At 29.0% G+C, this 21,061-nt stretch carries 16 protein-coding genes; all 16 read right to left on the bottom strand.

What is annotated here, in order from left to right:
- Positions 1-84 precede the first annotated feature (84 nt).
- A complete protein-coding gene (locus tag HUJ77_RS03800) occupies positions 85-423 on the bottom strand; it encodes a rhodanese-like domain-containing protein (protein WP_291707243.1) in 339 nt (112 codons plus the stop codon).
- 248 nt (positions 424-671) lie between these two features.
- Positions 672-2,024, bottom strand: coding sequence for an MATE family efflux transporter (locus tag HUJ77_RS03795; protein ID WP_291707247.1), 1,353 nt, complete (start codon positions 2,022-2,024; stop codon positions 672-674).
- Between the two features lie 240 nt (positions 2,025-2,264).
- Positions 2,265-2,987 (bottom strand): hypothetical protein, encoded by a 723-nt coding sequence (locus HUJ77_RS03790; RefSeq protein WP_291707242.1) that lies wholly within the window; start codon positions 2,985-2,987, stop codon positions 2,265-2,267.
- Between the two features lie 107 nt (positions 2,988-3,094).
- A complete protein-coding gene (locus HUJ77_RS03785; protein ID WP_291707241.1) occupies positions 3,095-5,905 on the bottom strand; it encodes a VWA domain-containing protein in 2,811 nt (936 codons plus the stop codon).
- Positions 5,906-5,917: 12 nt separating this feature from the next.
- Positions 5,918-7,705: a VWA domain-containing protein gene (locus HUJ77_RS03780; protein ID WP_291707240.1), complete on the bottom strand. Its 1,788-nt coding sequence runs from the start codon at positions 7,703-7,705 to the stop codon at positions 5,918-5,920.
- Positions 7,706-7,717: 12 nt separating this feature from the next.
- Positions 7,718-8,602: a DUF58 domain-containing protein gene (locus HUJ77_RS03775; RefSeq protein WP_291707239.1), complete on the bottom strand. Its 885-nt coding sequence runs from the start codon at positions 8,600-8,602 to the stop codon at positions 7,718-7,720.
- Between the two features lie 3 nt (positions 8,603-8,605).
- Positions 8,606-9,589 carry a MoxR family ATPase gene (locus HUJ77_RS03770; RefSeq protein ID WP_291707238.1) on the bottom strand — a complete coding sequence of 328 codons (984 nt, stop codon included), beginning with the start codon at positions 9,587-9,589 and terminating at the stop codon, positions 8,606-8,608.
- A 12-nt stretch (positions 9,590-9,601) separates the two neighbouring features.
- The gene (locus tag HUJ77_RS03765; protein ID WP_291707237.1) at positions 9,602-11,170 is read right to left on the bottom strand and encodes a pectinesterase; all 1,569 of its coding nucleotides are present in this window, start codon (positions 11,168-11,170) and stop codon (positions 9,602-9,604) included.
- 4 nt (positions 11,171-11,174) lie between these two features.
- Positions 11,175-12,071: an ABC transporter permease subunit gene (locus HUJ77_RS03760; RefSeq protein WP_291707236.1), complete on the bottom strand. Its 897-nt coding sequence runs from the start codon at positions 12,069-12,071 to the stop codon at positions 11,175-11,177.
- A 15-nt stretch (positions 12,072-12,086) separates the two neighbouring features.
- Positions 12,087-13,010 carry an ABC transporter ATP-binding protein gene (locus HUJ77_RS03755; RefSeq protein ID WP_291707235.1) on the bottom strand — a complete coding sequence of 308 codons (924 nt, stop codon included), beginning with the start codon at positions 13,008-13,010 and terminating at the stop codon, positions 12,087-12,089.
- Positions 13,010-15,424, bottom strand: coding sequence for a hypothetical protein (locus HUJ77_RS03750; RefSeq protein ID WP_291707234.1), 2,415 nt, complete (start codon positions 15,422-15,424; stop codon positions 13,010-13,012). Before HUJ77_RS03750 ends, HUJ77_RS03755 begins: the two co-directional genes overlap by 1 nt.
- 310 nt (positions 15,425-15,734) lie before the next feature.
- Positions 15,735-16,652, bottom strand: coding sequence for a DUF2935 domain-containing protein (locus HUJ77_RS03745; protein ID WP_291707233.1), 918 nt, complete (start codon positions 16,650-16,652; stop codon positions 15,735-15,737).
- A gap of 242 nt (positions 16,653-16,894) precedes the next feature.
- Positions 16,895-17,713: an FAD binding domain-containing protein gene (locus HUJ77_RS03740; protein WP_291707232.1), complete on the bottom strand. Its 819-nt coding sequence runs from the start codon at positions 17,711-17,713 to the stop codon at positions 16,895-16,897.
- Positions 17,707-18,174 (bottom strand): (2Fe-2S)-binding protein, encoded by a 468-nt coding sequence (locus tag HUJ77_RS03735; RefSeq protein WP_291707231.1) that lies wholly within the window; start codon positions 18,172-18,174, stop codon positions 17,707-17,709. Before HUJ77_RS03735 ends, HUJ77_RS03740 begins: the two co-directional genes overlap by 7 nt.
- Positions 18,174-20,288, bottom strand: a complete 2,115-nt coding sequence (locus HUJ77_RS03730) for a xanthine dehydrogenase family protein molybdopterin-binding subunit (protein ID WP_291707230.1) — start codon at positions 20,286-20,288, stop codon at positions 18,174-18,176. Before HUJ77_RS03730 ends, HUJ77_RS03735 begins: the two co-directional genes overlap by 1 nt.
- A 56-nt stretch (positions 20,289-20,344) precedes the next feature.
- On the bottom strand, positions 20,345-20,965 hold the full coding sequence (locus tag HUJ77_RS03725; protein WP_291707229.1) for a nucleotidyltransferase family protein: 621 nt from the start codon (positions 20,963-20,965) through the stop codon (positions 20,345-20,347).
- Between the last annotated feature and the right edge of the window lie 96 nt (positions 20,966-21,061).

The raw sequence follows: 21,061 nt of genomic DNA, 5'->3' as shown, positions 1-21,061 counted from the left end.
TGCATTCTATATAATTATATATTTTTATAAATTCATAGAAAATAAAAAAACTCACCTTACGATGAGTTTTTATTATCTATGAATTTATTTTAATTTTCCTTTATAGTTGCCAATACCGCCCAAGTTATATACTTTATTAAATCCATTCTTAGATAAGATATTTGCAGCACTAGCACTTCTAGCTCCAGATGCACAATATACTATAATATCATTCTCTTTTTGAGTTGCTAAAGTATTTAGTTGTGAGCCTATTTGTTGAACTGGTATATTTTTTGCTTTAGGAATATGACCACCTTTAAATTCCCCTGGGGTTCTAACATCTAGTATTAAAGCATTTTTATTATTATTAATTATGTTTTCTAATTCTGCATTATTAATTTTTGTATAATTTTTCTTTCCAAATAAACTTGAGAAAAGTCCCATATTTATTCCTCCTCTATTTATTTATTAAGTCATTCAATGATTTATATGAAAAATCCATTATCTCTGCACAAGTATATCCTTGGCTGTGATAAACTGATGGTTCTATCATTTTTAATCCCCTCTTTAGTGTGTAATTTTTACCATTTGTTATATATAACATATCATATATATTTTTAATTTATCCGTGACTTTATCACATATATTAAATAATTATTGTAAAACTAGTCTATAAAAAAAAGAAGTTAGCTTTAAACTAACTTCTTTTTTTCAATAGTTCTCATTTTCTTAAAGTAATAAAGTCCTAATGGAATAGCTGCTGCAAGCCATGCTATTGGATCAGCTAAACATATTCCTGTGTAATCAATAAATCTAGGTAATGTAAAAGCAACAATTGCTCTAGCTATAAGCTCATAAGCTCCTGCCATCATTGGAACAAAGGATTCCCCCATACCTTGCAATGCATTTCTATATATAAATATTAATCCAAGTGGAATAAAGAATATTGCTGAATAATTTAAACATTCTTGTGCATAAGCTAAAATACTTGCATCAGGATTAGATATAAATAATCCAACAAAGAATTTTCCACCAAATACTAATATAAGACCAGCAATAATGCTAGTAATTATAGATATTTCTGTGCATTTCTTTACTCCCTCTTTTATTCTTCCATAATTTTTAGCACCTAGGTTTTGTCCACAATAAGTTGCCATAGTAACCCCAAATGTAATTGCAGGTTGCATTACTATTTGTAATACCTTCGAAGCTGCTGTATATGCAGCAATTACTGTAGAGCCAAAAATATTTAATGCTCCTTGTACTGTCATTATTCCAATAGCTGTTATAGAAAATTGTAATGCCATTGGTATTCCTATTTTTAAGTGCTTTATATAAACTCTTTTTTTAACTTTAAAGTCTTCCATTTTAAGTCTTAAAATTTTATATTTTTTATAGGTATAAATTAAACATAGAATACTAGATACTCCTTGAGATATTATTGTTGCATAAGCAGCACCTGACACTCCCATATTAAAATTAACTATAAAAACTATATCTAAAATAATATTTAAAATTGAAGCTATTATTAAGAAATATAAAGGAGTCTTACTATCCCCTAAAGCTCTTAAGATACTAGCTAAAATATTATAAGCTACTGTTGCAATAGTACCTCCATAAATAATAGTAATGTATTTATTTGCATCATTTATTATATTATCTGGAGTATTCATTAAATGAAGTAATGGCTTAGCAAACATTACGCTAATAATTGTAATTATAATAGTTGATACCAAAGATAAAACTAAAGCACTTGCTGTAGCTTTTTTTAATCCTTCTTCATTTTTTGCTCCAAATTTTTGAGATATTAAAACAGCAAATCCACTAGTTAGTCCTATTACAAAACCATTAATTAAAAATCCCATAGAACCAGTTGATCCAACCGCTGCTAAAGCATCCACACCAACAAATCTTCCTACTATTATAGTATCTACCATACTATAAAATTGTTGAAATATGTTTCCTATAAGTAAAGGAATTGAAAATAATAATATTAACTTAATCGGGTTCCCAGTTGTCATATCTTTTGTTAATTCATTTTTCATAGTCTTTGTCATAAGCTTCATTTCTCCTATAATTACTTTTTCGATAATATAGGATAACATTTTTCTTTAAAATAATAAACACCTAATATGAAAATTTTTAATGAAATTTATTACATTATGTTAAGCAACTTTATGAGCTGCATAAGCAGCTCATAAATTAATAATGTAAAATTTAAAATGAAAAATGTAGGATTGTTGAAATAATTCAGACAAGCTGAATTATGCATTATTCATTACGCATTATCTATGCCTTCTGTGTCCTCTAGATGAATCTCTACTTCTATTTCCATTAAGATTCATATTGTTTCCATTGTTATTTCCACCATTCATAGTACCAAACAACATTGATAATGGATCCATTTGAGAATTTCCTTGATTATTTGGATTCATACCATTATTCATATTATTTTGTGGAGGTTGCTGTCCTTGGTTTCCACTCATTAGCATACTCATTAATTGATTCATATCTATGCCATTATTTCTATTTCCACCTTGATTACTTTGTTGATTTGGTTGTTGGTTTGGTGGCTGATTTGGCTGTGGAATATTTAAGCTATTCATAAAATTTCCCAAAGGATTATTCATATTATTCATGTTGTTCATATTTCTATTTTGATTAGGCATATTCATGCCATTTCCACCCATTAACATGCTTAACAACTGATTTATACCATTCCCTTGATTCATATTATTTCCTTGAGGCATTCCATTTCCCATATTGCCCATACCATTCATTCCATTCATAAGCATAGATAGCGGATTATTCATTTGTCCTTGTTGGCCTGGCCTTTGACCACCCATTCCTCCCATCATTGAGCCCATGAGCATATTCATAAGTGGATTTCCACCACCCATTCCTCCAAGAGGGTTTCCTCCCATGTTTGGCATTCCACCACCCATGTTAGGCATTCCGCCTCCCATACCGCCCATTAGACCTCTAAAAAGCATATCCATCATTTGCATATGGTTGTTCTCCTATTTATATTACTATTACTATATATGTATTTATCTTTATATATTTTTGCTACAAATTAAATAAAAAATATAAGGGAGATGAATTAACATCTCCCCTATATTTTATTTCTATCACTCTTTTTCTTAAGAAGTGCACTAGTGTCAAGAGAATCTTTTTTCTCCTCCTTCTGAACTTCTTTCTTCTTAGGCTTATTATCTACCTTAGTTTTTTCTTTTTCTACTTTAATTTCTTCTTCTAGCTTTTCTTTTATATTTGCCTTTTCTTCTAAAATCACTTTGTCTTTATTAATTTTTTCTTTCTTAATAAGATTTTCTTTTTCTTTCTTTTCCTTCTTTAGCTTATCTTTATTTTTATTAAAGCTCTTAATAAAGTCTAAGTTTAATCTTCTATAAGCTATATCAAGCATAAAGAGTAAAATACTTATTATTAATAGTGGATTAGTTAAATTTATTTTTTTATATTCTCTTTGAAGTTTCCCTTCAAATACCTCTTCTGGTTTATTAATAAAGGTTCCCTTAGTTTCCTTTACTACTACATCTAGTTTTTCAGCATTAGTATTAAATTTATATTCATCTGAATATTGAAGTGCAAAGGCTCCCTTATAGTTATTTGTAATTTCACCATTTTCTTCTTCTCTAATATTGAAATTATAAAAACCTAATGAATTAAGTGGTACGTTTGCAGAGAATTTTCCTGGTTCAATTTGAGATAATTCAAATTCTCCTTCTTCTCCATTTTCTCCATTAAATATTCCCTTTACCTTTGAATCTTTAGAAATATTATCATTATAAAATTCAATTTTTGCTTCATTACCTTCCTGAGAAATATTTAAATATCCTTCTTCTCCATACTTTGGAATAGTGAAATAAACCATATTTTTTATAAGTTGTGGTCCATATTCCCAAGCTAAATAATTTTTACTCCACTGTCCATTAATATCAGAAGTAAAGCTTACTGTTCTACCTATTCCATATTGCATAGCAGCTAGTATTGGTTCGTCATGACTAGAACTAAATATTTCAACTGCATTTTCCTTTATTGATGTTCCAATATATCCAAGAAGGCTTGGAATTCCATTTGAAGTTTTAACTCCTGCTAATATTTCATGATTACTTAAAATTTTAGGAGTAAATTCTTCATTGATTATATAAGTTCCTGCTGATAATAAAACTTCCTTTGCAAATATTCTAGGTATATCAGTATAAATATCAGTATAATAACTTCTTCCTCTTCCTATAGATGCTAATTGATTTAATAAGTCTGCATTAGCCCCTTCACCAACTGCAACTGTTGAAAGAGTTACATTATTATCATTAAGACCTTGTAATAAGTTTGCATAGTTATTAAAACTATAGCCATCTTGACCATCTGTTAATAGTATAGTGTGCTTTATCTTTGCATTACTTTCAAGCTGAATATTATATCCTTGTTCAAGAGCTGGATAAATTGATGTCCCACCTCTTATTTGAATTCCAGAAATCATTTCTTTTATGGCTTCCTTATCACCAACCTTTTGAAGTGGTACAACTACATCATAAGTATCGTCAAAGGCTATAACTGATATTTCATCTACTTCTCTTAAATTTTCCAAAGCCTTCATAGCTGCTTCTTTAGCTAAGGTTAGTTTACTTACTCCTCCACCTTCTGCACTCATACTTCCAGACTTATCTATAATTAAATTAATACTTATAGCAGGTACTTCATTCTTTCCCCTTTTATCCATATAAACTGGNNNNACCTTTTCTAAGGATGTATCTTTATAACCACCCAGTGCATAGGAATCTTCTCCTCCAAAGGTTATAAGACCTCCACCATAATCTTTAACATAGCTTTCAATGTTCTCCATAAAACCATTAGTTAAATCATCTCTATGAACATCATTAAAAACTATGGTCTTATATTCAAGCATTTCATTTAATGTATTTGGAGATGCCCCAGGGGACACATTTTTTACATTTGCACCAGATTTTGTAAGTATATCTTCTAGTGCCTTAGAATCTCCATTTATTCCATTAATAAGAAGTATTGTTGGTCTATCTATTACATTAGTATAGGTGCTATATTCATTATTAGATTTATTGGTATCTTCATTAGCTTCAATTAATACTCTATAGCCCTTAAATCCACCAGAATCTTGCTTATCTTTAAATACAAAGGTGTTTTTGCCCTTTTGTATTTGAACTTCCTGTTCACCTACTTTAGTTCTTCCAGAAAATAATGATAACTTAGCCTTTGTGGCATAATTAGATTTAATATCTATAGAAACTGAAAATTCTTCACCAACAGCTATATTGTCAGGTACTTTTACAGCATCTACATAAACTTCATTACCTTTTTCACCACTTACCTTATATACTTTTAAATCTATCTTTTGCTCATTTATTAAAGGAATAGTTTTTAATATATCTCCTTGATTTTCTTCACCATCAGTAATTAATACTATTCTCTTTGATCCGCCTCTTTCAAATAAACTTAGAGCACTTTCAACAGCTTCTTGAATATTGGTAGCCGTTGATATTGGTTTTTCATTAATAGCTTTATATTCCTTTTTTCTATTTAACACCTTATCAATAACAGAGTTATCCCCAAATAATACTACTCCTGCTTTATTTCCTCTTGGAATTTTCTCTAAAGCTGTAGATATAAAATCCTTTCCTGAATCCTCAAAGTCATAAAGACTTTCAGAAACATCTAGTAAAAATACTGTTGAAATATTTCTTCCCTTTAAATTTAAAGTAATATTCCCTAAAGCTAATATTAATAAAGTAAATATTATAGTTCTACTTATAAATATAACTATTTCATTTTTATTCCAAGGTTTATATTTTTTAAAACTATAGTACATAAAGGCAAGAACTATTGGAATAAATATTAAAAAGTATAAATTTCCTATTTCTAACTTCATATTCTTTGCCTCCTAATTTCCTCGTTTATACATTATCCACTCAAAAGCTACTACTGAAATCGCTAAAATTATAAGTAAAGGAGAAATATTTAAACCTCGCTTCAAATCTGATTTTACATTAGCTACATTTTCACTTTCACCTATACTATTAATATTTGTATTTCCTTCCTTTTCTGAAGGGAAGTTCACTGAAAACATTTCTTTTTCTTCTAATGAAGTTAATTTATATACTCCAAGATAATTATCTTCTCTTATTTCATCTCCTGAAGATATATCTAAGGTATCTCCATTTGGATAAGCTACTGTAATACCTGCATCTAAAGATATCCCCTTAGCAATAATTCTTTCACCAGCTTTAAAGTTATTTTTATAAACCATTCCACTTGAAATTAAATTTTCTCCAAGTTCATACATTAAAATTGGAAATTCCTTTTTAAGTGGAAAATCACTATTGTGAAGATCAAAGGATAATGCAGCTATTTTTCTTCCATCAACTTCTCCCTTAAATCCTATAAAGTCTTCATCAATATTTAAAAATCCTTTTCCATAGTAAGGTATTTCAATGGAATTATATTTAGCTACTGTAAAAGTGGTACTTTCTAAATACTTTGATACTTCCCCAATTACAGCCTTAGCCTCTCCACCTTCCCCTCCACTAATTACATTAAAGAATTCATTTGAAGAAGGATTAATAAATAATACACTTCCTTTAGATGGAATAATATTTGGAGTAATATCATCAAATACATATAAGTCATAGCTATCAGCACTAGTTAAATTAGCTGCACTATTTGTCTTATAAACTTCTGTATTTTGAATACTACTAAAGGCTTTTTCTAAAAATAAGTTTTCTTCTGTTACTATAAGAACCTTATTTACTTTCTTCTTTCCAACAACATGATTATAAGTATTATCTTCTAAAATCATATCTTTTCTAGAAAGTTCACCTCTTAATACTTCAGACTTAATTGAAGGTAAATCAAAGGTTAATGTTTTATTATCGCCTTCTTTAAGCTCTAAAGATTCTACTGATATAAGATCCTCTCCATCATAAAGAGAAAAATCTCCTGAATATTCTCCAGCCCCTCTGTTAGTAATAGTTGCAATTACTCTTACCTTATCTTGTAAGAATTTATGAGATATATTATCTATAGAAGCATTTACACCTGTATTTGCCAAAGATACTACTTTTCCATTAACATCTCCTAATGAAAAATCTTTATCTGTAATTGCAATCACTTCATATTCTTCCTCTATACCTTCACCTATGGCTTTAGCAAAGGATAAAACTTCATTTATTTCTCCAGTATTATAACTTTGAGATATTGATGAAATTATTTCATTAGATATTTCCTTATTAAAATCTCCATTTTGAAGTAAATTACTATTACCATCAAAGGATATAATATAAGTATTAGTATCGTCCTTAGTAGAAGATAAAAATTCCTTTGCTAATTTCTTAGCTTCCTCTAATCTAGTCCCATTTCCGTACTCTGCAGTCATACTTGCAGTATTATCTATTACTAAAATTATATTTTTATATGTTTTTCCTCCAAAATTTAAAAATGGTCTCATTAAACTAAATATTAATAATAGTAATATTATTATTTGTAAAAGTAACATTATATTTTTTCTTAGTTTTTCCCAGGGTGTATTAGCCCTTGTATTCTTATAAACTTCATTCCACAAAAGAGTAGAAGAAATAACTTCTTCTCTATATTTTCTTTTTAATATATATAATAATATTAAAAGAGGAATAGTTATCAGTAAAAACAATGGCCATAAGTTAGTAAATCCCATAACATTTCCTCCTTAATAAAGTACTCTTTTCTTACTAAACTCACCTAATATAATTTCTTCTATTTCCATAGATGAGCTAACACTTATAAATTTCCCACCATATTTTTTAACTAAATCTTCTAAGGAGTTTTTATATAACTTCAAAGCCCTCTTATATTCCTTTATTACATTTGGAGTTAAACTCATTTTAACGGCTTCATTAGTTTCAGAATCTATAAAGGTTATTTCATTATTAAAATCTGGATTTATTTCTTCCTCGGAAAGAATTTGTACTAAAATTATTTCTTGCTTTTTAAAGGCTAAATATTTCAATGACTCTTCTAAATCCTTTAAGCCATAGTTATTTAAGAAATCTGAAACTATTACTGAAACCCCTCTATTTGATAAAGGTCTCTTTTTTATACTTTTAGTTAAATCTGTACTTCCTTTAAAGTCTAAATTATCAAGTTCTCTAAGTATTCTTTGAAATGCCTTATTTCCAGCTGCTGATTTAATATTTTCTATATTTCCACTTTCCATAGTAGAAATATTTACTCTATCTAAATTATTTAATGCAATATAACTTAAGGCAGCAACTACCTTTAATGCAGTATCCTTCTTATTTATTAATCCATAATCCATAGATTTAGATTTATCTATAAAAAAGTTAAATACACCTTCTCTTTCTTCCATAAAGACTTTAATAAAAAACTTATCAAATCTTCCATAGGCATTCCAATCTATCCTTCTAAAATCATCCCCTGGTGCATAATCTCTATAATCAGAAAACTCTACAGAAACACCCTTCGCCTTAGATTTTCTTCCTCCTTGAGTGCCAGATGAAAGCTTAAAATTAATATGCATATTAATCTTATTTAGCTTTTTAAAAAAGTCTTCATTAAATAATCTTTCACTCATTATCTACACAACCTTTAAATCTTCTAATAAGCTTTCTATAATACTTTCTACAGTTAATCCTTCAGTTATAGCATCAAAATTTAATATTATTCTATGTCTTAAAACAGGGTAAGCTAGCTCCTTAATATCTTCAAAGGAAACATTTAATCTTCCTTCCATTACAGCTCTTACTTTCGCTCCACTAATAATACCTTGAGCTGCTCTTGGACTCGCTCCTGCTTCCACATATTTCTTAACTATATCTGCACCTTCATTAATTTCTGGGTGTGTTGCTAATATTAGTTTTAAAGCATACTCCATAACAGAATCTGCAATTTTCACTTCTCTTATTAATTCTCTTATTCTTAGTATTTCATCCCCTTCAAGAACTGCATTAATTTCAGTTTTATCATTAGTTAATGTTAAATCCATTATTGATTTTAATTCCTGTAAATTAGGAAAATCCACATTTAATTTAAATAAGAATCTATCTAATTGTGCTTCTGGAAGTGGATAAGTTCCCTCTTGCTCAATAGGGTTTTGAGTTGCAAGCACCATAAAAGGTTTTGACATATCGTAAGTCTTTTTACCAACAGTAACTGTTTTTTCACCCATTGCTTCAAGCAAAGCTGATTGGGTTTTTGGTGTGGCTCTATTTATTTCATCTGCCAATAAAAGATTTGTAAATATTGGCCCCTTCTCAAATTTGAATAAGGTATTCTCCCCTTCCTTAACGACTATATTAGTTCCAACAACATCTGCTGGCATTAAATCTGGAGTAAATTGAATTCTTGAAAACTTTAAATTCAATACCTTACCAATGGTCTTAACTAATTGTGTTTTTCCCATTCCAGGCATACCTTCTAATAGAACATTTCCATCAGCAAATATGGCAATTAATACATCTCTGATTATAGATTTTTGCCCTATTATTCCCTTTGAAATTTCTTCCTCACATTTTCTTATTTTTTCTGATACTTCTATCATTTCCTTCTCATTTATTTCCATATTATTCACCCCTTAGTTTAATCCTTCGAAATAATCCTTTATAAGATCCTTTAGACTTTCTGGTAAATTACTATTATTGGCACCTTCTAATGCACTATTTGTATAATCACCAATTACTTTATCATAATCAATTTTACTTCCATCTAAATTAAATCCATTTTCAGAGTCTATGCTTTGAGAATCTCCATCTTCATTTTTATTTCCAGTTAAGTTCTTATCATCTCCAAGGTCTCTTCCTGGAATATAAACTTGCTCTCCCTTTTTATTATCTATATCATTTTCATTTCCTTCATTACTACCAGTATCCCAGCCCGTTCCACCTTGGCCTGTTCCACCTTGACCTTGCCCATTACCTTGTCCTTCACCTTGCCCAGCTCCTTCTCCAGACCCTTCGCCATCTCCAGAGCCTTCGCCTTCACCAGAACCTTCACCTTCTCCTGCTCCTTCTCCATTGCCATCTGTTTTCTTTCCTTCGCTATTTTTTTGAGCATTTTCAATAGCTTCTTTTAAGCTTTCTGCATCAATTTTTCCATCTAAAACAGAATTTGAAGCATTTTCTAAGGCTTCTTTTAAATTTTCATCACTTACGCCTTCAGATGCACTTGCAAGTGCCTTTGATAAATTATTTAGTTCACTAGAGCTCATCTTACCTAAGGATTTGTTTAAATCTCCTAAGGCCTTCTCTAAAGCTTCCTTATCCTTTGATAAAATTGCTTCTGCTAAATCTTTACCTTCCTTCTTTTTCATAAGATCATTTACAAGTTTATTTAAATCCTTCTTAGCTTCCTCTTGCTTTTCTTTGTTAAACTTATCTAATAAATTTTTCTGCATATTATCTATGGCAGCTTTACTTTTATCATTTTTAGATTTATCCTTTGCATCTTCTAATTTCTTTTCCATTCTTTCTAAGGTTTTATTAACATCAAGCTTCTTTTCGCTTTCTTTTAATTCCTTCTTTGCATCTTCTAATATCTTTTTTATTGCTTCCTTTTCTTCCTCTGATAAATCTTCTAGCTTATCTATTTTTTTCTTTTCTTCTTCAACTTTCTTTATATATTCTTGCTGATATTTATTGAATTCCCTAATATTATTAGCTTCCTTTTTTGCTGATGTATCTATAAAAGAAGTTAAGATACATAAGCCAATTAAGGCTATTACTAAAAGGATTTGCTTTCTATCAATAGAAATTTTAAGATTTTCCTTTATATTAAAACTTCTTATAAATTTTAAAGTATCATTTTTTTGGGCTATAGAAATACTATCTTCATCATTAATAAATTCTAAAGAAGTTGTAACTCTTTCCTTTAAGCCCTTTGAATCTACTATTAATGCCACCTTCTTATTATCAGGCCCTTTAATAAATCCTAAAATTACTATAGATGCTAATCCTATTAATAAAATTATTAAAGAAATCTCTTCTATATATGGAATAGTTATAAATAAAGATATTAAAAGTAAAGATAGTATTAAGCATAATAGGTATTTTAAACCTACTATGCTTAAATTAATTATAAAGTTAGCTTTAATTCTTTTTGATGCCTTTTTTATAAAGGTTAATATTTCATTATTTAAAGAATTCATAGCTTTACTCCTTTACTTTTTTCTTAGACTTTCCTTTTCTTACTTTATTAAATGTTACTTTTCCTTTTAATGGATTCAACCTTCTTGCTGCAAAATATATAAATATAAAACTTAATATTAATTGACCAGCTATACTAATGTAATCTGCATATTTATTAATTCCGATTTGCCCCATATAGAAAAAAGAATTCCCACCAAATCCAACTTGGTTAGATAACATAATAAAGAATCCTGTAGCAGGGCTTAAGTATGCAATAATAGGTATCTGTGGGCCATTACTACCATTATATATTCCCTTATATGCATTAAGGGTTACCATAATAAATGCAATAACTATTGTTCCAACAAATATCAATAAAACTAAAGCATAGGTTAATGCCGTTGCAGCTTTAGAGGTTTTAGAATAGGAGGAAATAAATACTCCTATAGACCCAACAAATATTGTATTAATTATAAATGAACCTGTTAAAATTAATATATTACTTAACTTTACACCACCAACTAACCCACAAATGGCATATAAAGGTATTGTGCATATTATTAACATAATTACCTTTAAGGATGATGCTAAAAGCTTACCGAATATTATTTGAAGTGGAGTTAATCTAGTTGATAATAAAATATCTAAAGTTTGCTTTTCTCTTTCAGAGCAAATAGATGTTGCAGTTAAAGATGGTACTATAAACATTAATAGTACAGCTTGAATTACTGCCATTGTTATATATAGAGTAACTGCTCCCTGTAGATTTATTCCTGAATAATAAACATCTCTACTATACTCATTATAAAATATTAAGACTCCCACTGCTAAAACTAATATATAAAGTAATATCATCAATGAAAATCTAAAGGTTCTTACAGATAATTTACTTTCATTTCTTAATACTGGATTTACTCTCATAATCTTTTCCCCCCTTTAATTATTTTCCTCTGTTATTTGGATAAATACTTCTTCTAAATTACCTGAAGCCTTACTATAATTTATAACTGGTATTTCTTTTAATACTAGCCTTTTTAATATATCCATAGCTTCCTTATCTCCACCAGCTACACTAATGGTTATTTTATTACTATCAACAGATATTTCCTTTATCTCTGGCTGTTCTTTTAGAATTCCAATAGCTTCTTGAACTTTATCCATAACAGTTATATTTATAGGGGCAGTACCTGAAGCCATTAGCATAACTTCTTCTACTGTTCCTTCACAAACTATGGCTCCATTTTTTATTATTCCTATTCTAGTACATATTTCACCAAGTTCAGATAATATATGAGATGAAACTATTATAGTCTTTCCCATTTCCTTAAGATTTTTTAATATTCCCTTCATTTCAAATCTTGCTCTTGGATCCATACCTGAAGCTGGCTCATCTAATATTAGAAGCTCTGGATTATGAACTAAACATCTAGCTAAACATAGCCTTTGCTTCATTCCTCTAGATAATCCATCTACATTGGCATCATATTTATCTTGTAAATTTACAAGCTCTAGTAAGTCCATAGATAACTTTCTTGCTTCTTCTCCAACTATTCCATATATGGATGCATAAAACTCTAAATATTCTATTGCTTTTAAATTATCGTAAACTCCAAAGAAATCAGGCATATAACCTATTTTATCTTTTAATTCTTTATTGTTTTTTATAGCATCTATACCATCTACATAAACTTCTCCACTATCTGGGGAAAGAAGACCTGATACTATCTTCATAGTAGTACTTTTTCCTGCACCATTTGGTCCTATAAACCCAAAAATTTCTCCCTTTTGGATTTGTAAGTTTAGGCCCTTTAATGCTTTAAAACTACCATAGGATTTTTCAAGATTTTTTATAACTAGCATTATCTTTCCCTCCCTTTAACAGTAATCATTGGAATCATGGATTGGCCCTTCATATCATCTACAGTATATTTAATTTTAATATTATTATTATTTATATAATTTTCTAAATCAGCAATTTTTTCATATCCGTTATACATATTAAGCTTATCATAAGAATCTGTTTTATAATTGTAAATATATCTATCTGCAGAATCTTGACCTGAATAGCCGTATCTATCAACACCCTGCTTAATAATTAAATCTATAATTTCTATATTATTATCTACTTCATAATTAAGCACCACATCTCCTTGTCCATAGATATATCCATTATATTCATCTATATGAACATTGCTAGAAGCCGACTCTACAGTTCCTTCAAAATATCCATCAGGGAAATTATAGTCTCCATTTTTATCTTTAAATTCTAATTCTGAATCTTGAATTACAGCTGTTGTATCGAATTTAGAAATAGATTTTTTCCCAAAGTTAATACCATATTCTATAGGTAAATCTGTTATTGCAATTAATTTTGTACCTTTACTATTATAAATTTCATCAGATACAGCTCCAATTAAGGCTGAAACCCTTACTATATTCTTAAATTCATCTGATTCCAAATTTTCCTTTTGATTCCTTATATCATAATACTTTTGATTTAATTTATCAGCGTAAGCTTGTAAACTTGCTACTCCTACTGTTTTTAATTCAGAAATTTCTTTTTCTTCATCCTTCTTCATGGCTCCCATGTCCCAAATATTTCTTCCAGCAACTAATAGTAATCTGTTAATATCATATCCTGAAGTATTTTTAACTTTTCCATTTAAGTTTCCTTCAGATAGTCTAAATTCTGATTCTATTCTAGAAAGCACTTCTTCCTTTCCAGTTACCTCAAAGGATCTCATATCTAAAGCATCACTATTATGGAAGGTAAAATACGAATTATTTCCACTATAAGTAGTCTTAACTCTTAACACGTTGCTAATTTCTTCTTCTTGACCACCATAATAATAGTTATCAATAGTAGAATAATTCATAGTTAAATCTTCTGGCTTTTCAATAATTACATCTGATTTATATTTTGTACCTACTCCTAAATAACCCTTAACACTTGATTTACCATCCTTATCTACAGATATAATATTATTTTGATTTAATACTATATCATTAACTCTTGTTTTAGAGCCCATAAAGTAAATTACTAATGTGAATACTATTGATGCTAAAGGTATTACCACCCATGTAAAGTCTCTTTTATTTATCTTCTTTAAAACTATATAAATAACTATTCCAATTACAGCTACATATATTAAAAGTACACTAATTAATGACTTAGTTCCTACTATTTCATTAATAGGAATATATCTTGTTAATTCGCTTGTTCTATAATATCCTTGACCATATCCACCATTATAATTTATATTATTCATATTATTTATAGTCTCTGATAGTAAGGAATTAATAAAATTTTTTGAATCCTTTGATGATATAAAGGGTTCTAAACCTAAATCAAAGGTTGTAACTAATATTTCTCCTTTACCTTTTTCAAAAGAATACGCTAAAGGATTTTCATTGTCTCCAATTTTAATTTTTCCGCCCTTAACTTCTAAATCGGAAAAAATTAGATTTAAGTTTTCATCTACTATTTTTACACTTTTTTCTTTATTGCCTTTTGATTTTATATCCAAAAAATCACTATCTATATTATTAATAGTTTTTGACTCATTAGCCCCTGCCCCTATTATTAAAGTACCACCTTTATTTAACCAAGAATTTAAAGCTATATATTGTTCCTTCTTTAAATTTGCCATATTATAATTATTTATAAAGATTACATTTAACCCATCTATGTTTAAACTATTTTCTCCAATTAATTTTTCATCTAACTGTACTTTTTCAATTGTTCCCTGTGTTTCTTGAATGCCTTTATATGGCATATTAATATCAAATAAAATACTTCCTGTATAGCTTAAAGCTGTAGGATCATCTGTTAATATCCCCATAAAAAGATTAGCTTCTGAAACTCTTCCATTTGAAATCAAACTTTTCTTTTCAAATAAAACCTTTCCATTTTCCACAAGATTAACTGTAATCTTACTAGAACCTTCTAATAGCTTAATTGGTATAGTTACCTTTCCTATTTCTCCCTTAGCTACAGAAATTTCCTTACTATAAGCATCGTAAGTAGACGTATAGCTACCAGATGTTCTTATCTCAACTTCACCACTAAAATCCTTTTCAGAACTAGTAAATTCAACAGTAACAGGAATATATTTTAATGCTCTATATTTCCCTTCTATTCCTGAAGAAATCTTCATTTCGTAGGCTTCTGCTTTCTTCTCATCTGCTTTAGCCACAAAACTTCCAATAGGTAAAGTAAAGATTATTAAAGCTAATATAGCCATTATTATGCTATTTTTAAAAAATGCTTTCATTATTTAACCCCCCTTGAATTGTATTTATTATATATTTTAATTTTATACCAAATAATAGAAATTTTTCTTAACAAATCCTTAAAATTTTCTTATTTTGTTTAAATAAACTAAATAAATAGTATTAAATTAATATTACTACTATTCTCCCTATTTTTCTATATAATGTAAATTTTTTATAATTCTGTAATATTTAAATTGTATAAGATTATTTTTACATTAATTTAATGTTATAATGTTATGTTAACCTTTTTATAAACATAAAAATAAAAGATCATTATATGAACTTAGCATATAATAATCTTTTAATAAGTTATTTTCTTACGTTGTAATTATTTAATAACCTAATATAATGGTTAGCTTCTCTTAATACATGGTCTGCTAAAAGTGGTAATATTATAGATCTTATTTTACATTCTTCTATTCCTTCTGTTCCTGCTTTTTTAAAGTCTCTTAGTTTAATTGTCTCCATTAGTGTCTCATCTCTAACACTTGAAATTGTTTCACTAGTCATATTTTTCGCCTTTTGAATTAACTCACAAAACTCTTTTGCAAATTCATTTGAAGTATTTATTAATTCATCTTCACTTGGATCTAATAGTCCTCTAATAAATAAAGAATGCTCCATCATAATTTGATCCCAAAATAATTCAGTTTCTTTGATATTTTTTTCTTCAATATCCTCATTATTTTCTAAATCATATACATAGGAACGATATAATTTAGCTTCACGCAATATGTGTTCAATAAGTAATGGATAATTTGATGTAAATAATTTACAAAATAACATCTCATCTAAAATTCTAGTCTTTAAATCTATAAGTCCATCTAATAATTTAATAACTCTGCAATTGATTTTTTTAATTGAACTTATTATTTTTGAATCAGATTCAGTATCAGTTCCACTACTTAACTTTGATTCAAGTAAAGTTATTTTTGAATTTATTTCTATTCCTGTGTAGTATTCTGTCTTTCTCTCAGTACTTAAAGTATAATCAGTATAAATTTCCCCTGAATCTAATACAACTTCTCTAACATTTCCATCACTTAACTTAACAATATCTAATAATACTTTTTCAAATTGTACTTTGTAATCATTTGCTTCCTTAGAGAGTTTAGTGTTTTTAGGGGTGAATCCTGCTTCTAAAAAAAGAGAGTGCTCCTTCATTATACGTGCAAAAAACAGGTGTAATTCCAAAGATAAAAATACATACCTTTTACGACTTAACATAGCATTCCTCCAAAATTTATTATTATATTATATTTAAAAATTTTGCTCTATATTCATATTAATCCTTAAATTAATTAGATATCTAATCTTATTATTTATAAATAAGTTCTCTAATTTAATGAAATTGACTTCTATTAAAAATAAAAACAGAAAATAAATTTTTCTTAATTAAAAATCTATTTTCTGTTATCCATTTTTATACTCTATTGTATCTTTCTTCTAATCTTCTTATATCTTCTTTACTAAATCCCATTGCTTTCAAGGAAGTCTTTAAGTAAATTTAAGCAAACTATTTTTCTATACTCAGCTGAAACTCTCCCTCTAATAGGAACAATAGCCTTATTATAAGCTGATAAATATTCTTCTTTTATATCTTTTGCTTCTTCAATAGTTTTTCCTATAAGCATATTATCAATATCTTCTCTTCTCAAAATAACATCAGTAACGGCTCCAAAAGCTGTACTAAAATTATTTATTTTATTATTAGAAATATCAATAATTCCAGCAAAAGATACTCTAGAAATTGCTAATGCATTCCTTGGTCCTACCTTTGTAAAGTAATAATTATCAAGGCCTGTTTTTCTCATTATAATTTCAACTAATATTTCATCAGATTGAAGTGCTGTCTTATTTCTTCCTAAGAAAAATTCACTAATAGGTATTATTCTTTCTCCTCTATTACTTGCAATTCTTAGTTTTGAATCTGCAGCAACAAAAATTAATGAACTATCCCCTTTTGGTGAACCATTGCATATGTTTCCTCCAACAGTTCCAAAATTCCTTATTGCTGGTGCAGCTATTTGTGCTACTGCATCTTTTAAAATCCTAGGAGTTATATCACTTTCAATTATATCTGTAAAGGTGCTTGTAGCTCCAATATAAATATATTCATCATCTTCTTTAATAGCTTTAAGTTCTGGTATTTTATTAAGAAATAAATATTTGTCATCTTCTTTTGGTTCAATCATCAAATCAGTTCCACCACTATAGGGAGTAACTTTTTCCTTTGAAATTATATCTAAAGCATCTTTTAATGAGGTTACATTATATCCATTTACCATAATCCTTTTCCCTCCTTAGATGCAGTACTGATAGCAGTAACTATAGCATTGTAGCCAGTACATCTACAAAGATTTCCTGATATTCCATCACGAATTTCTTCTTCTGTAGGATTTGGATTTTTAGCAAGTATACATTCTGATGCAAGTACCATTCCTGGAATACAAAATCCACATTGTACAGCACTAACTGATGCATATGCCTTATCAAGAACTTTATATCTTTCTGTTTCACGATATCCTTCAATAGTTGTTACTGTACTCCCTTCCACACTTCCTATTGCTACCATACAGCTATTAGCTAATTTCCCATCAAGAATAACTGAACAAGCTCCACATTCCCCTTCTTTACACCCACATTTTACCCCTGTAATACTTAAATCATTTCTAAGTACATCAAGTAATCTTTCGTTTCCTTTTGCATTTGATATTACTTCTTTACCGTTAAGAATAAATTTTATCATTATTTAAGCACCTCCTGTAAAACTTTCATAGTATCTTCTGTTGTAAATGGTATTTTATTCAAATTTGCTCCAATGGCATTTTCAACTGCTTCAATATAAGCTGGTGCTGCCCCAACAAGTGGAAGTTCTCCTGCCCCCTTTCCTCCATAAGGTCCATGTGTATAAGGATTATTAATAATTTCAGTTACAAGATTTGGTACATCTACTGCTGTTGGAATTATATAATCACTAAAGCTATTATTACGGATTACACCCTTATCGTTATATTCCATTTTTTCCATAGATGCATGTCCAATTCCTTGTAAGAAACCACCTTGCATTTGTCCTAATATAATATTCATATCTATTGGAACTCCAACGTCATAAGTTCCCCATGCCCCTAAAATTTTTGTTACAGCTGTAAGTGTATCAACTTCAACTTCTATAACATTTACTGCCCAGGAATAAGTTGGGTAAGCATCTCCCTTAAACTTTTCTAAGCTAAATGGTATTACAAAATCAGGCTCAACAAATTTTTCTTCTATTACTTGTTCTTCTCCTGGTTTCCATTCTTTCTTTAGTCTTTTCGCTGCACGTCTAAGTAATTCACCAACAGTCATTAAAGAACGACTTGCTACTGTTGGCCCTGAATCTGGCACACGATCAGTATCAGGATTATCTATAATTACTCTATCATAAGGAATCTCTAGAACATCTGCTACAATCTTACAGAATGTAGTTTTAAGTCCTTGCCCTATATCTGCATTACTAGCTAAAATTTCTACAGTATCATCTGCATTCTTCTTAATTCTTGCAACTGCTTTTATAAGATCACGTTCCCCACTTCCTGTAAAGCCACAGCCATGGAAGAATAATGACATACCTATTCCTTTTCTATATCTACCTAATTGATTTTTATATAATTTTTTCTTTTCTCTATAATTAGTAAGGTTATCCATTTGTTCAATCATTTCTGGCAATGGAACATGAAAATGATACTTTCCACTAGTTGATGTGTCATCACCTTGTTTTACAATATATTTTTCTTTAAGTTCAAGGGAATCCATATTTAGTTCTTTTGCAATATGGTCCATAATCATTTCTACTGCAAAGAAGGTTTGTGGAGCACCAAATCCACGAAAAGCCCCACATGGTACAGTATTAGTTTTTAAAGCTTTTCCAACTACTCTAAGATTATCTACTCTATATACTCCGTTTGCACATATAAGACCACGTTGTAAAACTACTGGTGATAGAGTGGTATATGCTCCACTATTAAATAAAACTTCAATATCCATACCTGTAATTTCTCCATCTTTAATAGCAACCTTGTATGTGGATATTGATGGATGTCTCTTTGAAGTAAATTCCATATCTTCTCTTCTATCAAGTATTACTTTTACTGGCTTATTTGCTTTTTTAGCAGCAACTGCAGCTTGACATGCAAGTATTGAAGGATAATCTTCTTTTCCTCCAAATCCACCGCCTGTAACATCTTGAATAATTTGAATATCTTTTTCTTCATACCCTAAGGCTTTTGCTACTGCTCCAAAAACATAATATGGGCATTGTAATGATCCTCTAACTGTCATACGTCCATCATGTGGGTATGCTATAACTCCGTTGGTTTCAAGATATGCTTGTTCTTGATATCCAGTTTGAAAAGTTTCTGTGAAAATCCTATCTGCTTCATCTAAAGCCTTTTCAATATCACCTTTTTCATAGTTATAATTAAAAAATACAGTATCAGATTTACTCATATCTATAATTGGAGTTAACTCTTCATAGACTATAACTATTTCATTTAATATCCTTTCTACTTCCTTTAAATCAGGTCCTACAACCATTAAAATTGGATCACCTACAAATTCTACTGTATCTTCTACGAATACTGGAGTATCATCAAGTACAATATGAACTTGATTTATGCCTGTTACATCTTTTTTATCAACAATAAAATATCCTTCTTGTAATTTAGGTTCAATAATTTCTTTAATGCGTGCTTTTGCTTTTTTAGAACGTAATAACCTACCATAAAGCATATCTTCCATTACTTGATCATCCACATAAAGTGCACGACCACTCATTTTATCATCATGATCTTTTTTCTTTATAGAATCACTTATATTTCCCATAGTACCCTCCCATAAATTTACATTACTTATTTTAATAATAAAAATTCACTTATTTATTAGCTTTTCATATTCATATAATCTACTAAAACATTAAAATCCTCTTCAGTATCAGCATCTATCATACATCCCCAATCATCAACTGGAATTGTTTTTATTTTGTTCTGCTTCTCATACTCTCTCCATACCCCTCTTAAACCATCATCTCCCTGAAAGCTTAAAATATAATTTGTACACTCCCATGCAATTAGTGGTGGATGCTTTCTTCTCCCTTTAATAGTTGGAAATGTTACATAAGCATGGCAGCTATCCATAGCATCTCTTATTTTAGTAAAGGTATCTATATTAATAGCTGGCATATCACCAGGAAGAATATAAAAAGCATCACATTTTTCAAGAACTGAAATTCCAATCTTTATAGAAGTTAGCATATCTGTAATTCTATACTGGTCATTGTATACGAATACAATGTTGTGATAATTATATTTACCTATAATTAAATCTTTAATATCCTCTGACCGATATCCAAGAACTACAACAATTTGATTTATATTTGCATTTATCATATTATCAATACAATGCTCTATTATAGCTTTTCCTTTTATATTTAAAAGAGGCTTAAAACTATGCATTCTACTAGACAAACCCGCTGCAAGAATAATTCCATTAATATTAAGCATAAATAAAAAACCTCCATTTATATAATAATTGGTAATTATTTACTACCACTATTATAAAATAGAGATTTTATGTTATCAAATTCTTTCTAAAAAGAA

This window comes from Clostridium sp. (assembly GCF_021443865.1).
GTDB lineage: Bacteria > Bacillota > Clostridia > Clostridiales > Clostridiaceae > Clostridium.
The sequence above is the reverse complement of the archived record's forward strand: the minus strand, read 5'-3'. Positions and strand labels throughout refer to the sequence as shown.

Coding starts and splice junctions, on each gene's coding strand:
- HUJ77_RS03800 (WP_291707243.1), bottom strand. CDS start 423: ATGGGACTTTTCTCAAGTTTATTTGGAAAGAAAAATTATACAAAAATT.
- HUJ77_RS03795 (WP_291707247.1), bottom strand. CDS start 2,024: ATGAAAAATGAATTAACAAAAGATATGACAACTGGGAACCCGATTAAG.
- HUJ77_RS03790 (WP_291707242.1), bottom strand. CDS start 2,987: ATGCAAATGATGGATATGCTTTTTAGAGGTCTAATGGGCGGTATGGGA.
- HUJ77_RS03780 (WP_291707240.1), bottom strand. CDS start 7,705: ATGGGATTTACTAACTTATGGCCATTGTTTTTACTGATAACTATTCCT.
- HUJ77_RS03775 (WP_291707239.1), bottom strand. CDS start 8,602: ATGAGTGAAAGATTATTTAATGAAGACTTTTTTAAAAAGCTAAATAAG.
- HUJ77_RS03770 (WP_291707238.1), bottom strand. CDS start 9,589: ATGGAAATAAATGAGAAGGAAATGATAGAAGTATCAGAAAAAATAAGA.
- HUJ77_RS03765 (WP_291707237.1), bottom strand. CDS start 11,170: ATGAATTCTTTAAATAATGAAATATTAACCTTTATAAAAAAGGCATCA.
- HUJ77_RS03760 (WP_291707236.1), bottom strand. CDS start 12,071: ATGAGAGTAAATCCAGTATTAAGAAATGAAAGTAAATTATCTGTAAGA.
- HUJ77_RS03755 (WP_291707235.1), bottom strand. CDS start 13,010: ATGCTAGTTATAAAAAATCTTGAAAAATCCTATGGTAGTTTTAAAGCA.
- HUJ77_RS03750 (WP_291707234.1), bottom strand. CDS start 15,424: ATGAAAGCATTTTTTAAAAATAGCATAATAATGGCTATATTAGCTTTA.
- HUJ77_RS03745 (WP_291707233.1), bottom strand. CDS start 16,652: ATGTTAAGTCGTAAAAGGTATGTATTTTTATCTTTGGAATTACACCTG.
- HUJ77_RS03740 (WP_291707232.1), bottom strand. CDS start 17,713: ATGGTAAATGGATATAATGTAACCTCATTAAAAGATGCTTTAGATATA.
- HUJ77_RS03735 (WP_291707231.1), bottom strand. CDS start 18,174: ATGATAAAATTTATTCTTAACGGTAAAGAAGTAATATCAAATGCAAAA.
- HUJ77_RS03730 (WP_291707230.1), bottom strand. CDS start 20,288: ATGGGAAATATAAGTGATTCTATAAAGAAAAAAGATCATGATGATAAA.
- HUJ77_RS03725 (WP_291707229.1), bottom strand. CDS start 20,965: ATGCTTAATATTAATGGAATTATTCTTGCAGCGGGTTTGTCTAGTAGA.